The sequence below is a fragment of the Candidatus Clavichlamydia salmonicola genome (assembly GCF_015356765.1).
Lineage (GTDB): Bacteria > Chlamydiota > Chlamydiia > Chlamydiales > Chlamydiaceae > Clavichlamydia > Clavichlamydia salmonicola.
Map to the genome: position 1 here is coordinate 58,166 of NZ_WTCQ01000003.1, position 16,874 is coordinate 75,039.

The following is a 16,874-nucleotide window of genomic DNA, read 5'->3' on the forward strand; positions in this document are numbered from 1 at the left end:
AAAGCTAAGATTATATTTGATGTTTTTTATTTTTTAAAAAAAATATTATTTTTTTGTTAAATAAGATTTGAAAATAGTTTTGATTTTGTTAAAATATTTACCAAATTAAATAAATTGTATGCGTATTTTTTTTTAAATAATAAGAGACATAGAGAAATGAAAAATCAGTATGAACAGTTAAAACAGCAATACCAGCATTTATATGGTAAGACGCCTAAGCTAGAAACAATATCTCTTGAAAATACTCCATATACATTGCGTCCTACTCGAATTTCAGAAGATCTTCCCTATGTAGAAACGTGGTATAGTGATCCAGCTATACGGAAGCAATTTTATCCACAGACACCTTTAGAAATGAAGATTGATATCTGTGAGCGTTTACAGATGGCGAATTATAATGCGAGCATCACGGCGACTATTGATGGAAAGCCTTGTGGGGTCTGTACATTATTATTACGACCACATCAGAGCATGTCTCATCATGCCAATCTATTTATCATTACACAAGCTGAGTATAGAAATAAGGGGTTAGGGGCATTACTTCTTAATCATATGATAAAAGTAGCAAAAGACAATTTCAAAATGAAAGCTGTTTATGTAAGGGTTTTGGAAAATAGCCCCGCTGTTCGACTATATGAAAGATGTTCATTTATAGAAATATCTAGAGAAAGAAAGTCTTTTAAGTATGGGGATGAGTATTTTGACCATATTATTATGGAACAGATTTTATAACGCGAATCTATAAACGCATATTATTTCAACAGAGTAAGATGAAAAAGTCCTGTTATAGTTAATAGAACAAAATATTTTTTTGAAATAGTGTAGAATTTTTCATCTGTTAATATGTAAAAAAAATGCCTATAAATTAGCAATAGGATGACACAACATTGTTGAAAATAGATTGAATATGCTTTTGCTTATGGTATGCTAATACGTTCTTATTGAGTCTTTTAATTTATTTTTTTAATAATATGGAGTTTATAAATGAGCAATTTAAGTAAAAGTGAGGATCTATCTCAGGTTAAGTTACGCTATTCTCAGCCTGAAAAAGATTTGGAAAGCCTAACAGCATGGTTGTCAACACCAGAAGTACAGACTTTATTTCCTTGTGGCACTCCTGTTGAAATAGCAGATTCAGCTCAATTTTGGTTAAGTTTTTCAAGATATCAATCAAGCGTTACAGCCTTAAGTAATGATGAGCCTATAGGAATAGGATCATTGATACTCATGCCTTATCAAAAAATAGCTCATCATGCCCTCGTTTCTTTAATTGTAAAAAAAGAATGGAGAAATAAAGGAGTTGGGACTTTACTTCTAAATAATATTTTAAATATGGCTAAAGAAACCTTTAGGTTGGAGTCTGTTTGTTTGGAAGTTTATGAAAATAACCCTGCTATTTCTCTTTATAAAAGATTTTTATTTCAAGAGATAGGATGTCAGAAAAGATGTTTAAAGTATGAAGGAAAGTATTGGGATAAGATTATCATGGAAAGGCGGCTGTGAATTTGGTTACTTTAATTGATTATTTGAAAGATCAGATAGATCATTCAGTACAATTAAGGATTAGTGAAACACGTTCTTCATATTTGCGTATGGCTTATGACAAAATGGGAAGAAAGCGGGTTTCTGTGCATGCAGCCTTTATTGATGCTTCTCTGGAAATTTGGAAAATTCTTAAATTTTTTATCCAATCGTCTGGAAAGCTTTCTAAAAAAGACAGTTTAGTTTTACGAAATTATATAGAAAGTTATTTTGAAAAAACTGCTCCTATTACTCTAGAAAAAGTATTAAAGCCAGAAGGTCAAATATATAATTTAAGAGAACGTTCTTCATATTTAGAGGAACGTTATTTTAAAAAATGCTTAAATGTAGACTTAACATGGTGGGATTGTCCTATTAAGCGAGTTAATGGTTGTCTCACATTAGGATCTTATTCATCTCAACAGCAATTAATTAAGATTAGAAGTTGTTTAGACCATAAAGATGTTCCTGGATTTTTCATAGATTTTATTTTGTATCATGAAATGTTACATAAGATATTTCCAGTGGTGAGAAGTGCAGAGGGTCGACGTGTTGTTCATGGAAGGGAATTCAAAGAACAAGAAAGAATTTTTGAAAGGTATTGGGAAGCGCGTCAGTGGGAAAAAGATTATTTAAGGGTTTTTTTAAAAAAATCTAAAAAACGCCATTATTGTTTCAAGGGGTTATATGGCTGGTCATAGTAAATGGGCAAATATTAAGTATCGCAAAGAACGAGCAGATACTAAAAAAGGAAAGATTTTTTCTATTATAGGAAAAGAGCTAATCAGTGCAGTTAAAAATGGAGGAGGCCCAGATCCAAAAGCAAATGCTCGTCTTCGTTTTGTTATACAGAAGGCGAAGGCTCTAAATGTTCCTAATGAAAACATAGAAAGAAATATTAAAAAAGCAGTAGGCTCTACAGAAACATATGATGATGTTTGCTATGAAATTTATGGTCATGGGGGTGTTGGTATTATTGTTGAAGCCATGACAGATAATAAAAATAGAACAGCAACAGAAATGCGTATCGCTATCAATAAAAGAGGGGGCACTATTGCTCAACCAGGTAGTGTAATGTTTAATTTTATGCGTAAAGGGATTTGTTATATTGAGGCTAGTATAGTAGCAGAGGATCTTTTAGTGGAACTTGCTTTAGAAGCAGGTGCTGAAGATATTCAAAATGCTGATGAGCAATTTCTTGTTATTACTGATGCAACGATGTTATATGAAGTTAAGGAGCAGCTAGAAGGTCAAGGTATTATTTGTGATAATGCTGAAATTTCTTATATGCCAGAGCATTTTATTGAATGCACAGAAGAAGTTCAAAATTCCAACATGGCCTTGGTTGAATGGTTAGAAGGTATTGAAGATGTTAGTGAAGTTTACCATAACATGGCAGGTTAGTTAGCAATAGATCTTTTTAATGATTATTAAAATTTTTGTAATGAGTAAGAATAGCTTCTGCAAAAGCAGTTTGTAATAAAGAAGTGATTTTAGAGTCTATAGGCAAAGGGGCATCACCAATAGATTGAATAGGTCTGATGCCCATGAAGGTAGAGGTTGCAAAGCAGAGGTAGTTACTTAAGGATGTTTCTTTATTCCATTTAACAAAGTGAATTTTATAATTCAGTTTGATTAAAATTTCAGTCATTACTTGGATGGTTATACCATGGTAAAGGGGTAACGCTGGGGATGGAATGAAAACATCTTGTTGATCGATCCAAAACAAATTTCCAAAAGAAAGTTCTAAAATTTCATTATTACATGAGATAGAAATAGCATCATCATAACCAGATTTTTTAGCAAAATCTCTGATATAATAGCGATTAAGATGAGCTAAACTTTTATAATGTGTATGTTGGGATTGAGAAGGAAAGGGAAAAAAAATTACTTTTAGAATGTCTGAAAAAGACAATGTTAATTCTTTAACTGTAACAAGAGAAAAGCCTTTTCTTAATTGAAATATGCGAGAGGGGGTTTCTGCTCCACCAGTTACAATGATTCGTAGGTAATGATCAGGAGAATTAGTTGAAATATTATTTAAATTTAGCAGCTCTAAGATCATTGTTTTTGAAAATATAGGAGCTACAATTTGTTGCTGTTTACAGAGAGCTTGTAGTAATGCCATTTGTCGTTCAAAGAATACAGGAATACCATTACGAATTAGGATAGAGGTGTAAATGCCATCTCCATAAAGAAACCCTGCATCATTGATAGGGATCTGAACATCGTTCTCTTTTATAGGTACTTCATTAAAAAAACAAAATTTCATAAAAATCGTATATAAGAAATATGAAAAAAGAATGATGGGTATTATTCAAGATTCTTTAAGTATTAACTGTAACATGCTGATTCATTTTTAGGAAATCTAAGCTCAGCAGATTCTTTTTATCTGATCATAAATAAGATAGATAATCTTAAGTGACTAATTATTAGATGAAGTAGGTGTTTATTGATTTTTCTTTTCTTGTTCATAATTTTTGATAATAGGACCAATACTTTGACTAGGATCTGGTCGATAATTAGGTTGAGTAGCTTCATCTAAATGACGACGTACTCTTTGTAGAACTTCCAGATCAGACGTAGATGTTTGGGGAGAAGGAGTGCTTGAACGAGGTCTTACTGGCATTGGATTAGCTGGTGCTCTTAAATCTACTGTTGCAGAAGTAGCGTTTTGAATGGGTGGGGTATTAGTAGTTAATAACTTAGCTGCGGTAGCAGATAATTTAGGACTACTTTCTTCAGTAGGAGCAACTGTTTCTTTTTGAGAAGAATTTGCTCCTTTAATAATAGATCCTAATGAAACATTAGGATCATTAGAACTTGGAGATCCATCTGCTGGATAAACTGTGTCTAAATGTGCTCTTACCTTACCTAAGAGATCTTTAAGATTATTCCCATCTTCAACAGAAAGTCTTGAAGGTTTATTTGATGTAGGGGTTTCTGTGGTTGCATTTGTAGAAGTAGTTTGATTTTCCATATCTGTCCCAGAAGAACTTCCTTCGAATGGATTAGTATTAGAAGAGCTATCAGAAGAACTACTATTAGTATTTGTTGGATTAAGGAATGGATTTGGGGCAGCCCAATTAGCTTTTCCTGCACCAGGTTCTGAATAATACAGAGGTTCATTTCTCAAAGAACCAGAGTCTAGAGAAGCTGAGGAACGGTCTCCTTGGTCATCTCTACCCATTTGATTACCATATCCTGGATATCTATTGAGATCATCAAATGGATGGAATCCTGTGCTAGGACCATTATTAAATATTGGGCTTATATTTGGATTTACAGTAATGATTGGACTAACTGTAATATTTGGTGTTTTTCCACCATCTCCATTTCTTTGTGATCGAGTGGCAGTAGGTGTTTCAGGACCTTGTTTAAGATTTGCTGGTTGAAGTCCTTGTGTATCATCCCACATCTCTTTTGGAACAGAAACTTTGGTTCCCCTTTTCCAAACAGAAGGGGAATGTTTAGTTGTTGCTTCAGGCTCTCCAAAAGGAGCGTACCCTGTGGCCATTCTGTGTTTAAAGTTTAATACAAAGTGGGTCATCTGCACAGGTGTGTCTTGATCATACCCAAGGTTAGCCCTAATCTGGGGAGCTCGTTTAGATGCCCAGTCTGATTCTAAGGTCTTATATGAAGATGAAAACTTACAAATACACATGGTTAAATGATCTAAGCTAGCAAGATCACCTTTAGTTTTACCATTAGTAACTTTAATGGAAACTGCTTGATCCCATTGTTTATCAGGAACAAAGATAAAGCGAGAATTGCCTTCATCTACATAAAAATAATGGCCATTTCTTTCTTGAATAAGAGGGAGGACCTTTGGATGAGATAAAAAAGTTTTTATAGATGCTGCATTCGTAGGATCATAAGTAGGAAATTGTTCTAATGGACTTTTACTGGAAGGGGCAGTTTCATCAGTTTCTACAGCGTAATTAAAATCAGCGCTTCCTAGGCTATCTCGTCTTGTATGTCCTTCATTGACACTGTGTTCAAATACATTTGAAACATTCTGTTCAACATTACTTCTTTCTGAGCTGCGGGTGGTAACATCATGGTGAGTAAAATATTCTGGAGCAGTTGTAGCGTCTAGAAAAGGATTATGTAAAGACTCTAAAGAACTGCTAGAAAGGCTGTTAATTCGGCTTGAGCTGGTTAAACTACTTGCTTCTCCTGAACTTGCTACAACATGAGATCCAAATGCATGAGAGCCACTTATTTTGGGCTGAGACTGACTAGGAGGAGGAGTGTTGGAGAATGGGTTTGTATTATGAATAGACATTATTAAACAATGTTAATTATGATTTATCCATATTTTAATATTTTTTATTAAAATAAACTGTTTGTTTTTATTTACTTTATTGATTCATTACACAATCTTTAAAAACAAAACAATATAGAGTTTATAAACAGTTTAATATTAACTAGATAAATAAAATAGAGGCTGCAAGGTAAAAAACAAAAAAATGATTATAGAGCCTTCAGATACTGATGCACTATATAAAAAGAATTTTTTGTTAAAAGCTCGAAGCTTTTTTTGATTATGAAATAATAAAATCGTATAAAAGAAGAAGAACAGGTCAAAGTGCTTGCGTTCTTAAAGATCCTTCATTCAAATAAAGGTAAAAAAATGAGTTTTTTTAATATACAAGGTAGTTGTAAAGGTCTTAAGGGAGAGGTTTCTATAGCAGGTGCAAAAAATTCTGTTACGAAGCTTTTAATAGCATCATTACTATCTGATAAAAAATGTATTTTAAGAAATATTCCTGACATAAGTGATGTACATACAACAGTACAAATATGTGAAGAGTTAGGTTCAATCGTACAATGGGATAAGGATGAAGCTGTTATAGAAATAGAAACACCTTTTCTTAAAAAAACCCATGTATCTCAAAAATTCTCTAATCTTAATAGGATGCCAGTGTTACTTATTGGAGCTTTATTAGGAAGAGCAGAAGAAGAAATTATTGTTCCAACAGTAGGAGGAGATTCCATTGGTTTACGTTCAGTAGATTTTCATGTAGAAGCTTTTCATAAAATGGGAGCAGTGGTTGAATATCGCCGCACAAAGAAAGATGGATCTTATTTAGTTCAAGCATTTAAGGGATTGCATGGCGCTATCATAGAGTTGCCTTATTCTTCTGTAGGAGCGACAGAAAATATTATTTTAGCTGCAGTTAGAGCCAAAGGCTTAACAGTGATTAAAAATGCTGCTGTAGAGCCAGAAATTATGGATTTAGTTTCTTTCTTACAAAAAATGGGTGTATTAATTTCTTTAGAAGAACCGCGTACTCTTTGTATATGGGGAGGTAAAGACTTTAATAGTGTAGACCATATGGTTATTCCTGATCGAATTGCAGCAGCTTCTTATGGTATGGCAGCAATAGTTACTCAAGGACATGTAATAGTAAAAGGTATTAATAATGAAGGAATGCTTTCCTTCATTACGCGAATGCAAAAATTAGGAGCAGGTATTAGCTTTGGTTCTAATCAGATAGAGTTTTTCTATCAAGGGCCTTTGCGAGGTGGAATGGTTGTGGAAACAGCTGTTCATCCAGGGTTTATGACAGATTGGCAACAACCTTTTACTGTACTGTTAACACAAGCACATGGTGCTTCCATTATTCATGAAACTGTTCATGAGAATCGTTTAGGATATCTTCAAACTTTTAAAGAAATGGGTGGGGATCTAGAGCTATTTCATGAATGTTTAGGAGGAGGGTCTTGTCGTTATAAGATGAGGGATTTTGCTCATAGTGTTGTCATTAAAGGACCAACGCCTCTGCAAGGACAAGCGATGATAGTACCAGATCTAAGAGCAGGTTTTGCGTATGTTATGGCAGGATTAATAGCCAAAGGGCCTAGTCGTTTAGAAAAGGTCCATATTTTAGACCGAGGGTATGCTCATTTAGTAGATAAGTTACAGGCTTTAGGGGCAGATATAGAACGGGTAGATCCTATTTTAAGTAATAGTAGTGAAGTAAACAACTTAAGTGTAATGGATGAAGTACCAGAAAAGGTATTAGCTCATTCTTAGAGGTAATCACATACCTTTAGTCCAAGTAATTCCATACCTGTTTTAAAAATTTCTGCAGTGATGTAGCAAAAAACAAGACGCGTATGTTCATTTTCAGAGTCAGCAACGCGACAATCTCTAAAGAAAGCATTAAATTTGTGAGCTAATTCATAAAGATAATCAGTAAGATAATGAGGATAAAGTTCTTCTTGGATTTTTTCTAAAATTTCTGGAAAGCGAAGGAGATGTAGAACAAGAGTAATTTCAGAAGGATGTTCTGGAATGGGGGTGTAGTTGTTACTTAATGCTTGCAATGCTTCGTCTGAAAGATTTTTTTTCCTTTGGATTCCTTTAATGCGCACATATGAATATAAAATAAAAGACGCTGTATTTCCTTCAAAACGTAACATTTTTTCAAAAGAAAAGGCATAGTCACTGGTTCTTTTACAAGACAGGTCTGCATATTTAATTGCATTTATGCCTAAAGTTTCTGGAGAAATTGTGGTTAATGGTGATGATTTTTCTTCATTAACTAGAGCTTTATTTTGTTTTTTTTCAATTAAGATACGAGAGGCTTCTTCTATAGCTTCATCTAATAATTCAGATAGTTTTATGGTTTCTCCTGAGCGGGAGCGAAATTTCTTTCCATCACTATCTGTAACAACACCAAAAGGAACATGGTGAAAATGAACGTTATTTAAATAGCCAGCTGCTTGTGCAGTTTTTTCTACTAATGCAAAATGTAGTGCTTGTCCTGCATCTGTTAATATGATAATGCGTTGAGCTAGATCAGTTTGCGATCGGTATAACATGGCTGCTACATCTGTAGTATCATAGTTATAGCCACCATCAGATTTTTGCATCATAAGAGGTATAGAAAAGCCTTCATGAAAAACACACTTGGCTCCATCAGAAATACAGATTAAGTTTTTATCTTCTAAATCTTGAATAATTGAAGGTAAAAAAGGATTATAAAATGATTCACCACGTTCTATTAGTTTAACGTCTAATTTTAGATAAATTTCTTCAAATGCTTTTCTAGATACATCACAAATTAATTGCCAGATCTTAATATATTTATCTTCATGTGCTTGTAGTGCTACTACAGCTTTTCTTGCTGCTTGTTTAAAAAGAGGATCAGAATCAAAGCAAGTTTTAGATTTTTTATAAATAGTTGAAAGATAAGTAAGAGTTAATACTTCTGGGTTATCAGGTAACGTAGGCTCATAACGAAAAATATAAGTGATAAGCATTCCAAAAGCTGTTCCCCAATCACCAATATGATTTAATCGTAAGACGTCATGTCCTCCAAATTCAAAAATCCGAGCTAAAGCATCCCCAATAATCGTAGAACGGAGATGACCTACATGCATTTCTTTAGCGATATTAGGAGAGGAAAATTCTACAATGATTTTTTCAGGTTTATTAGTACGAAATCCTTGAAAATGAAGACCCTTAATAAGTTCTTTTAAGTAATCGCCTAAAAAATCTAATGAAAAAACGATATTAATAAAGCCAGGACCAGCTATTTCAATTTTTTCAAATACAGGATCTAGCTGAAGTTGACTAACTAATAATTGAGCAATATCTCGTGGAGATTTTTTTAAAATGCCTGCCATTTTAAGAGAATCATTCCATTGATAATGCCCAAATCGTTCCTGTGTAGCAGGGGTAATTGATAGTATAGTTAAATCAATATCAGGAAAAAGTGCTTTAACAATAACAGAGCACTTTTCTCTGAGGCTTTTAATAAGAGTGTACATATGGCAGAATCTTGTTTTTATGGAGGTGTGCCTGATCGATCATTATCATACCAATCTTTAAGGGAGGCAATTCGATCCATGATAGTTGAAACTATATTTTCATAATTTTCTTTTTTGCTGAGCAATGGATTCAAGGTAGAACAATTAATAGGGGATCCAAAAACGCAGGCAGTACGACCTTTTAGTGAAGGAAATTTTTTTTTTGCACTCCAGATAGCAAATGATCCAGCTACATAGGTAGGAATCACTAGACACTCAGTTTTAGCTATAATCATGCCAATGCCAGTCGCTCCTTTTTGTAATAGGCCATTTACAGAGCGAGTCCCTTCAGGAAATATAGCTATTTTTTTACCTTGATCAATAAGAGACATCATCTTGGCAAAAATAGCATGATGTGCTGAGTGCTGGCCTTTATCAATAGGTTCAACACCCCATTGTTTTAATATAAAACTAGCTAACCAGTTTTTAAAAAGAGCTCTTTTTGCTAAAAAAAAAATCCGGGATGGTGCTGCTGCTCCAACAATTAATGGATCAAGATAAGAGACATGGTTAGCAGCAACAACACCACTACCTTTATAAAAATGTTCAGATCCATACACTTTATTGCGATATAAGCAGAGGAGCAAGATTTTAAAAAAAAATCGTGCAATATGATAAAAAAGATATTTCATTTAACAAATTTGTGTTGTTATAGTTAATATTTTTTCAAGAATTTGGGAAATTGTTAAGGAAGAAGTATCGATTAAAAAAGAGTTTTTTGGACGAACTAAAGGAGAAAGAGTTCTTTCTTGGTCAGCTTGATCTCGTTGAGAAATTTCCATAAATAACTGGTCTCTATCTATACTTTGGTTATTTGCAATTTCTAGTTGTTTAGCTCGACGATTCACACGTTCTTCTATAGAAGCTATTAAGAAAAATTTAAAATTTGCATCAGGAAATACAATAGATCCAATATCACGACCTTCAAAAACAGCATTGCCTTCTTTTGCGAATTCTCTTTGTATTTGAATTAGTTGTGAACGTACTTCGTCAAGTTGTGATAAAGCAGAAGATGTTTGTGTTGTCTCTTTTGATCTTAGCTCTTTTGTTAGTACTAAGCCTTTATACATACAAGTAAGTTCACCATCTTTTAAAAAAAAGGATAGCTGCTTAAAAGTAAATAGTTTACTGATTTCATCAATAAACAATCCTTCTTGTAAATAAGCATAAGCTACAGCTCTATACATAGCCCCTGTATCAATATGATTATACTGAAGTTGTTGAGCCAACTCTTTTGCTATTGTGCTTTTTCCAGTCCCTGCCGGGCCATCTATAGTAATAATGGTAAACATTAGAATAAGAAATAAAGATTTGTATGATTAAGAATTTTTAACATCAGATATGCCAAAGGAATGCTGAGTAAGAGAGCGTCCATATTATCTAAAAAGCCACCTACTCCTTTAAAAGAACCACTATCTTTGACTGCAGCATCTCGTTTAAACATAGATTCTAACAGATCACCAAATATTCCTGCTAAGCAAAGAATAGTTGCAAATCCTAAAAGGATATAAAGAGTTAAAGTATGAGAGGATTCTTTTTTTGGTAATGTAATAAAAAATATAACAGCTACAAATAAAGAGCCCAATAAACCTCCAACAGCTCCAACAATTGTTTTATTGGGGCTAATTTTAGGTGCTAATTTTCTTTTTCCAAAAATGCTTCCAAAGAAATAACCAAATAGATCGCCACTTTTTGTTGTTGCAAGAATAAAGGCTAACCACCAAATGCGCTGATGAGGTGAGCCTTCTTTTGTAATGCCATATAAAATTTCTAATGCAAACTTAAATGGGACAGCAGTATATAAAATTCCAAAAAACATGACTCCAGTATTGATGATTGGAGATGCTTTTAGTGAGGCATATTTTACAAAACAAAGAGTAGGTAATATAATAAATAAAAATATCCAAGGGATAGATGTATAAATATCCACTGAATCTTGAAGATGAAGTATGTCAGTTATAAATGACAAAAATACAAAGCCAGCAGAAATAATAGAACCTTCTATTATAGCAGGGAAGGAGCCCTTTTTTTTAGCGATAGCAAGAAATTCAAAAGTAGTCCAAGCGCTTAAGATAGACATAATACCCGCCATGATCCATTTCATGGGAGCTAAATTAGCAGTAAGTAACAATCCTAGTACTACAGTGATTGATAAAGAGTGAGTAATTGTTCTTTGGCTTAAGTTTTGTAATTTTATTTTTTTCATAATTACAGTCCTTGTCGGCGGTTTCTTTTTTGAAATGACATCACAGCATGTAATAAATCTTTGGGTGAAAAATCAGGCCAAAGTGTCTGAGTAACGAAAAACTCTGTATATGCTATTTGCCACAAAAGAAAATTACTGACACGCATTTCTCCTGATGTGCGAATAAGTAGATCAGGATCTCCATAAGGAGCAGTATCTAAATAAGAGGAAAATTTTTTTTCATTGATGCTTTCGGGATTAAAGGGATGTTCGATCATATCTTTAAGAATAAGACGAGTTGCTCTAATAATTTCATCGCGACCACCATAATTCATAGCTAAGATAAGATTAAATTTATCATTTTTTTTGGTCATTTCTTTAGTAATAGTTATTTCTTCAATCAATGTTTTAGGAAGTAAGGAAGTGTTTCCAATAACATTGAATCGAATACCATTTTTTTGCAAAAAAGGACGTTCTTGTTGCAACCCTTGAATAAATAAATCAAATAGATGAAGAATTTCTAAGGAGCTTCTTTCATTGTTTTCTGTAGAAAAAGCAAAAAATGTTAATGTTTTAATACCAAGTTGTAAGGCAGCTTCAGTAATTATTCGAGGTTGTTTAGCTCCAATTGTATGGCCATTAAATGTTTCTTTAGAATAGCCTTGTTTTTTTGCCCAACGTCTATTTCCATCCATAATAATTGCAATGTGAGCTGGGAATTTATTTTTTTGAACAGAATCTAGCTCTTGTTTTGAATAATGAAGTACATGTTCTTCAGTAGTAACAGACTCGTTCATAGAATCAAGAAAAGCAGTATCAGTCAAAATATATTATTTTTTTTAGGGTCTTAAAATATTGAAAAGAGCTTTTGAATTTACTTATTTCTTTTTTTTTTAACAATCTCTTCGATCATTAAGGGATTATTAATAATATAAGAAGTTATATCAAGGTCTTCCAGTTTGACAGATTCATCTGCTGTTGTTATTTTAATCCTTTCTATGTTCAAAGGGAAAGATTTTAATCATGGAAAGGCGAAAAAAATGGCATGTTTATTTAATTGGATTCGTACTGATTGCTGTAATCTATAACATTCTTCCTAATTTTTTTTATTATTCAGGTATAGCACGCAAGCGGCCTCATGTAGAAATGGCTGATTGTGTTATCCAAAATATTGGAAAAAATTTAGTAGCTGACCAAGATCTTTCTTTACAATATTTACGCTCTTTGAGCAAGCATTTAGGGCTGAGGCCTTTAGGGATTAATTTTTCCAAACAATTTATGGGAGGGGTTTCAGTATATTTTAAAAAACGTTCTGATGCTGAAATTTTTTTTAAAAGTGTAGATGCAGCTACTCCTACTGATGCTTTTAAATTTTTAGATATGCGATCAGAAAGTATTCAGGATAAGGGAGAACAAGGATTTGAAGTGCTTGTGCAACGCAAGCTTCCAATGATTAATAATATACAGAAAAAATTTCAATTTGTTTCTTCTAAAAAAAATCATGAGCAGTATTCAGATTTATACAGAGAGATTGTAAAAGAAAGGGTTTATTTTGTTTCTCGGGCCCTATTGAAAGGTTCTCAGTCTAAAGAATATGATCTTTGGGAAAAGGCAAAACATTTACAGTGGTATGCGAATATTTTTGGAAACCAACATGCAAGTGTTGATCGTCAAATTCTTTCTTGGAGGCTTTCTTTTCGGGAATTAGCTTCTTTAGCAGATTCTATGGGAGAAGCAGGAGCTAGTTTTTCCAAGAATCATGATCTTTCTGATAATTCTCACGAAGGTATTATTTTTTCAAAAAGTGCTTCGTTAATTCGGGATTTTTTATCCAAAGAAGACGCTAATGATAAAATTAATAAAGATTTACATCTACAATTTATAGAAGAAGAAGCAGCGGATGTCATAGCGTGTAGGCTGGAAGATTTACATCCATTAATTTCTAAAGTAATGGTTGATTTAGAGTCTAGTAAGTTGTCTTTAGTTTTTCATGATGATGTAAATATAGTTCAAGTTAGTCAGGATTCAGAAAATGTTTTAAAAGATTTTTGTACGGAAATTTCTTTAGCAATAGAAGAATCAGTAATACAAGAAAAAGAAGGATTTTATTGTTATTTAGATAATTCATGGGTTTCTAAGGAAGGCAGTATTGTTTTTGATATTACGATGTTATCAAAAATTTATAAAAGCTTAGGGGAACGGATTATTACTCATGAGTGGAATCCTGCGATTACTGACTTACAGACTCATGTATTCCCTGTTCTCAATGATCAAGATCATGCTAATTTCGGCTTTAGAGTATTTATTCCTAATGAATTTGACTTAGAAAGATCATCATCATTTGTTGTTATTCAAGCAAAAGGATGGGGATTAATAAGTCGTAAGTATATGAATTTATCAGATGATGTTCAAAAACAAGTTTTTTTTAAAGATACTCAAAGATTGATCTCTTTGCTGGAAAAATCTGGATTTATTTTAGAAAAAAATGAAGAAGATTTATTTTTTGTGAAAAAAAATATTGGCAGTGAGTTTTTACAAACATGTGCAGAATCTTTTCAAATAAAGACAGGAGAAAAGTTTGCTTTCTTACAAGTTCCTGAAGGAAAGAAGCACTTATCTAATATGCACCATTTTGATGCAAAGCGTCATGAATCATTAATTCGTTGGCACGATGACTATCAAAGATATGGAGATTCTAAAAAAGGCGTGGGTGTCACTCCGCCTTGTATTAATGTTTTATGGAATAACTGCAAAATCAACTTTAAAAAATATTTCCTAGGAGATGAAAGGAAGATTTTAAAATGGGGATTAGATCTATCTGGTGGAAAATCTGTTTGTATAGCTTTAAAAGATAAAAACAACAGATATATTACAGATAAAGAAGCATTAGATAATGCCTGTAAAGAATTAACTGGGAGATTAAATCGCTTAGGTGTTGCAGAGATGGATATTAGGACTGATGGTTCAGTCATTACTGTTGATTTTCCAGGATCTCAAAATTTTTCTGCACAAGATCTTATACAAGCTTCCGCATTGAGTTTTCATGTTGTTAATGAAAAATTTTCTTGTTTTAATCCAGATTTAGGAGACGCTGTAAGATGTTTTTTACATGATGTTTGGAAGGAAGCAAGATCTCAAAAAGAACTTTCTGTGCTAGGTCTTAATAATATAGCATATAAATTATTAGAAAATGGAAAAGAGGGACTAGTTCCCTATGCAGAGAAACTTTATGAAGCAGGGTTGCGTTTTGCTTCAGAAAAAGATAAGGCAGCTGGTACTGCTTTTGATGAGACATTTTCTATCCCTGTTTTTGTTAAAACTGAAAAAAAGCTGATGGAAGGAGAGAATCCTTTAATGCTTGTTTTTAGAAATTATGCTTTAGAAGGTTCTTCCTTAAAGGGTATTCAAGTTGACTATGAACCTAACGAGGGGAGTCAGTTGAATTTTGTTATCAAAAAAACAACTTCTTCTATAGATGGTGCCCGAATACATCCACAAGAAGATTTTCATTTTTGGACAAGTCAATTTTGTGAAGAAAGAATTCAAGGGTCAGGTAAAGAAGCGTTTACAGCTGGTTATGGATGGAAGATGGCTGTAATCTTGAATGATCAAATTATCAGTATGCCATCATTAAAATCACCCTTACGTGATTCAGCAAGGATATCTGGAAGATTCTCTACTCAAGAGATCAATAAATTAGCTTCTGATTTGAAGGCAGGTTCTTTATCTTTTGTGCCAGAAATTTTATCTGAAGAAAATATTAGTCCTGATCTTGGTAAATTACAAAGATGGCAAGGCTTAGGGGCATTGTTAGTTGGATTTATTACGTTGGCAGGCCTTATGTGTATTTACTACCGTTTTGGTGGCATGGTTGCTGTTGGAGCGTTGGTCATTAATTTATTAATTATTACAGCTGTTTTAGGTGCTATAGGGGCTGCGCTTACTCTTTCTGGTATTGTAGGTATTATTTTAGCTTTAGGTATGTCTGTAGATGCTAACGTATTGATTTTTGAACGTATTCGGGAAGAAAGAGAGAAAGGGAAGTCAATAAAATCTGCGTTAGAATTAGGTTACAAAAAAGCTTGTGTTACGATTTTTGATTCTAATATTACTACTATTTTAGCAATGGGTGTACTACTGCTTTTTTCTGAAGGATCAGTTAAAGGGTTTGCTATTACATTATTAGTAGGTATTTTATCGTCTATTTTTACTGCTTTTTTTGTAACTAAGTGGTTCTTTTCTTGGAGATTAAACAAATTGACCGAGAAAGATTTTGTTATGCGTCAATGGTTTGCTTTTTCTAATTTTGATTTTTTAAAATATGCACGTCGTTCATGGCTTTTGATTATGGGTATATTTGTAATTGGAGTAGGAGTATTTTTGTTAAAAACACACTCTTCTTTTGCTGGATTAGAGTTTTCAGGTGGATATGTCTTAACATTAAATGTAAAAGAAAAGGAAAACAAATCAGATTACAAGCATATGATTGCACAATGTTTAAAAAATGCAGGGTTATCTTCTAGAGATTTTCATTTACGTTCTTTAAATCGCTCTAATCGAGTGAGGATTCGTTTTGGTAAGGCCTTAGATTCAATGGCTGTTGGGGAAGTTATAAATGATAACAGAGCTTATGGTTTTCGTTCAGACCCCGCTCTTAATAAAGCTATGAATATGTTGTTAAAAGGTGGACTAGAAGTAGAAACAGATGAATTAAAAACAGTACACTACAATTGGTCTTCTATGACTAATCATTTTTCTAAAAAATTGTTAGTCCAATCATTAATTGGTCTTGTAGTAGCTTTGGCTGGTATTTTAATTTATGTAAGTTTGCGTTTTAGTTATGGATATGCCTGCGCAGCAGTTATTGCCTTAGTGCATGATGTTTTTTTAATGATGGCAATTATGTCTATTGGCCATCTATTCTGCAAAAGAATACAGTTTGATATGCAAGCAGTAGGGGCATTATTAACTATTATTGGTTACTCATTGAATGACACTATTGTCATTTTTGATAGAATCCGAGAAAAGAAAAGTCAGTTAGGTCAGGCAATTATGCCAATGGATATATTGATTAATTCTTCATTAAATGAAACATTTGGGAGAACGTCAATGACATCTATTACAACATTACTTGTGCTCTTGCCATTACTATTTTTTGGTGGTGTTGCATTGTTTAATTCTGCCTTTATTATTACTGTTGGTATTTTATTAGGAACATTTTCTTCTTTGTTTATTGCCACGCCACTTGTTTGCTGTGTTTTTGATAAAGAGAAATCTTTTCAATAAGTTATAGATATTTATTCTAATAAAACAAAGAAAAAGACTGAAAAGAAAGATGATTATT

12 protein-coding genes and 1 pseudogene are annotated in these 16,874 nt (G+C 33.0%); 6 read left to right on the forward strand and 7 right to left on the reverse strand.

Annotation, left to right across the window (positions count from 1 at the left end):
* Positions 1-156 precede the first annotated feature (156 nt).
* The 4 genes from CLAVI_RS03415 to CLAVI_RS03430 all read left to right on the forward strand — a co-directional run bounded on the left by CLAVI_RS03415 (position 157) and on the right by CLAVI_RS03430 (position 2,925).
* The gene (locus tag CLAVI_RS03415; protein WP_194844196.1) at positions 157-732 is read left to right on the forward strand and encodes a GNAT family N-acetyltransferase; all 576 of its coding nucleotides are present in this window, start codon (positions 157-159) and stop codon (positions 730-732) included.
* A 252-nt stretch (positions 733-984) separates the two neighbouring features.
* Positions 985-1,503, forward strand: a complete 519-nt coding sequence (locus tag CLAVI_RS03420; RefSeq protein WP_194844197.1) for a GNAT family N-acetyltransferase — start codon at positions 985-987, stop codon at positions 1,501-1,503.
* Positions 1,500-2,222, forward strand: a complete 723-nt coding sequence (locus tag CLAVI_RS03425; protein ID WP_194844198.1) for a hypothetical protein — start codon at positions 1,500-1,502, stop codon at positions 2,220-2,222. The genes CLAVI_RS03420 and CLAVI_RS03425 overlap by 4 nt, the downstream gene beginning before the upstream one ends.
* A complete protein-coding gene (locus CLAVI_RS03430) occupies positions 2,209-2,925 on the forward strand; it encodes a YebC/PmpR family DNA-binding transcriptional regulator (RefSeq protein WP_194844199.1) in 717 nt (238 codons plus the stop codon). Before CLAVI_RS03425 ends, CLAVI_RS03430 begins: the two co-directional genes overlap by 14 nt.
* Positions 2,926-2,941: 16 nt before the next feature.
* Here the strand turns inward: CLAVI_RS03430 and CLAVI_RS03435 are convergent, their stop codons facing one another.
* Both CLAVI_RS03435 and CLAVI_RS03440 read right to left on the reverse strand, forming a co-directional pair.
* On the reverse strand, positions 2,942-3,793 hold the full coding sequence (locus CLAVI_RS03435) for an aminotransferase class IV (protein WP_194844200.1): 852 nt from the start codon (positions 3,791-3,793) through the stop codon (positions 2,942-2,944).
* A gap of 177 nt (positions 3,794-3,970) precedes the next feature.
* Positions 3,971-5,809 carry a DUF1547 domain-containing protein gene (locus CLAVI_RS03440; protein ID WP_194844201.1) on the reverse strand — a complete coding sequence of 613 codons (1,839 nt, stop codon included), beginning with the start codon at positions 5,807-5,809 and terminating at the stop codon, positions 3,971-3,973.
* 348 nt (positions 5,810-6,157) lie between these two features.
* On the opposite strand from CLAVI_RS03440, the pseudogene murA reads away from it, so the two are divergent.
* A pseudogene (murA, locus tag CLAVI_RS03445) lies at positions 6,158-7,489 on the forward strand (UDP-N-acetylglucosamine 1-carboxyvinyltransferase); the annotation flags it as partial.
* A 71-nt stretch (positions 7,490-7,560) separates the two neighbouring features.
* Here the strand turns inward: murA and argS are convergent.
* From argS to uppS, 5 genes are all read right to left on the reverse strand, one after another.
* On the reverse strand, positions 7,561-9,306 hold the full coding sequence (gene argS, locus CLAVI_RS03450) for an arginine--tRNA ligase (RefSeq protein ID WP_194844203.1): 1,746 nt from the start codon (positions 9,304-9,306) through the stop codon (positions 7,561-7,563).
* 17 nt (positions 9,307-9,323) lie between these two features.
* Positions 9,324-9,905, reverse strand: coding sequence for a lysophospholipid acyltransferase family protein (locus CLAVI_RS03455; protein WP_194844204.1), 582 nt, complete (start codon positions 9,903-9,905; stop codon positions 9,324-9,326).
* A gap of 72 nt (positions 9,906-9,977) precedes the next feature.
* Positions 9,978-10,637: a (d)CMP kinase gene (gene cmk, locus CLAVI_RS03460; RefSeq protein WP_194844205.1), complete on the reverse strand. Its 660-nt coding sequence runs from the start codon at positions 10,635-10,637 to the stop codon at positions 9,978-9,980.
* Positions 10,637-11,551 carry a phosphatidate cytidylyltransferase gene (locus CLAVI_RS03465; protein ID WP_194844206.1) on the reverse strand — a complete coding sequence of 305 codons (915 nt, stop codon included), beginning with the start codon at positions 11,549-11,551 and terminating at the stop codon, positions 10,637-10,639. Before CLAVI_RS03465 ends, cmk begins: the two co-directional genes overlap by 1 nt.
* A gap of 2 nt (positions 11,552-11,553) precedes the next feature.
* Entirely contained in the window at positions 11,554-12,354 is an 801-nt protein-coding gene (uppS, locus tag CLAVI_RS03470) for a polyprenyl diphosphate synthase (RefSeq protein ID WP_228547638.1), read from the reverse strand.
* A gap of 199 nt (positions 12,355-12,553) precedes the next feature.
* On the opposite strand from uppS, the gene secD reads away from it, so the two are divergent.
* Positions 12,554-16,816: a protein translocase subunit SecD gene (secD, locus tag CLAVI_RS03475; protein ID WP_194844207.1), complete on the forward strand. Its 4,263-nt coding sequence runs from the start codon at positions 12,554-12,556 to the stop codon at positions 16,814-16,816.
* The last annotated feature ends 58 nt before the right edge of the window (positions 16,817-16,874 follow it).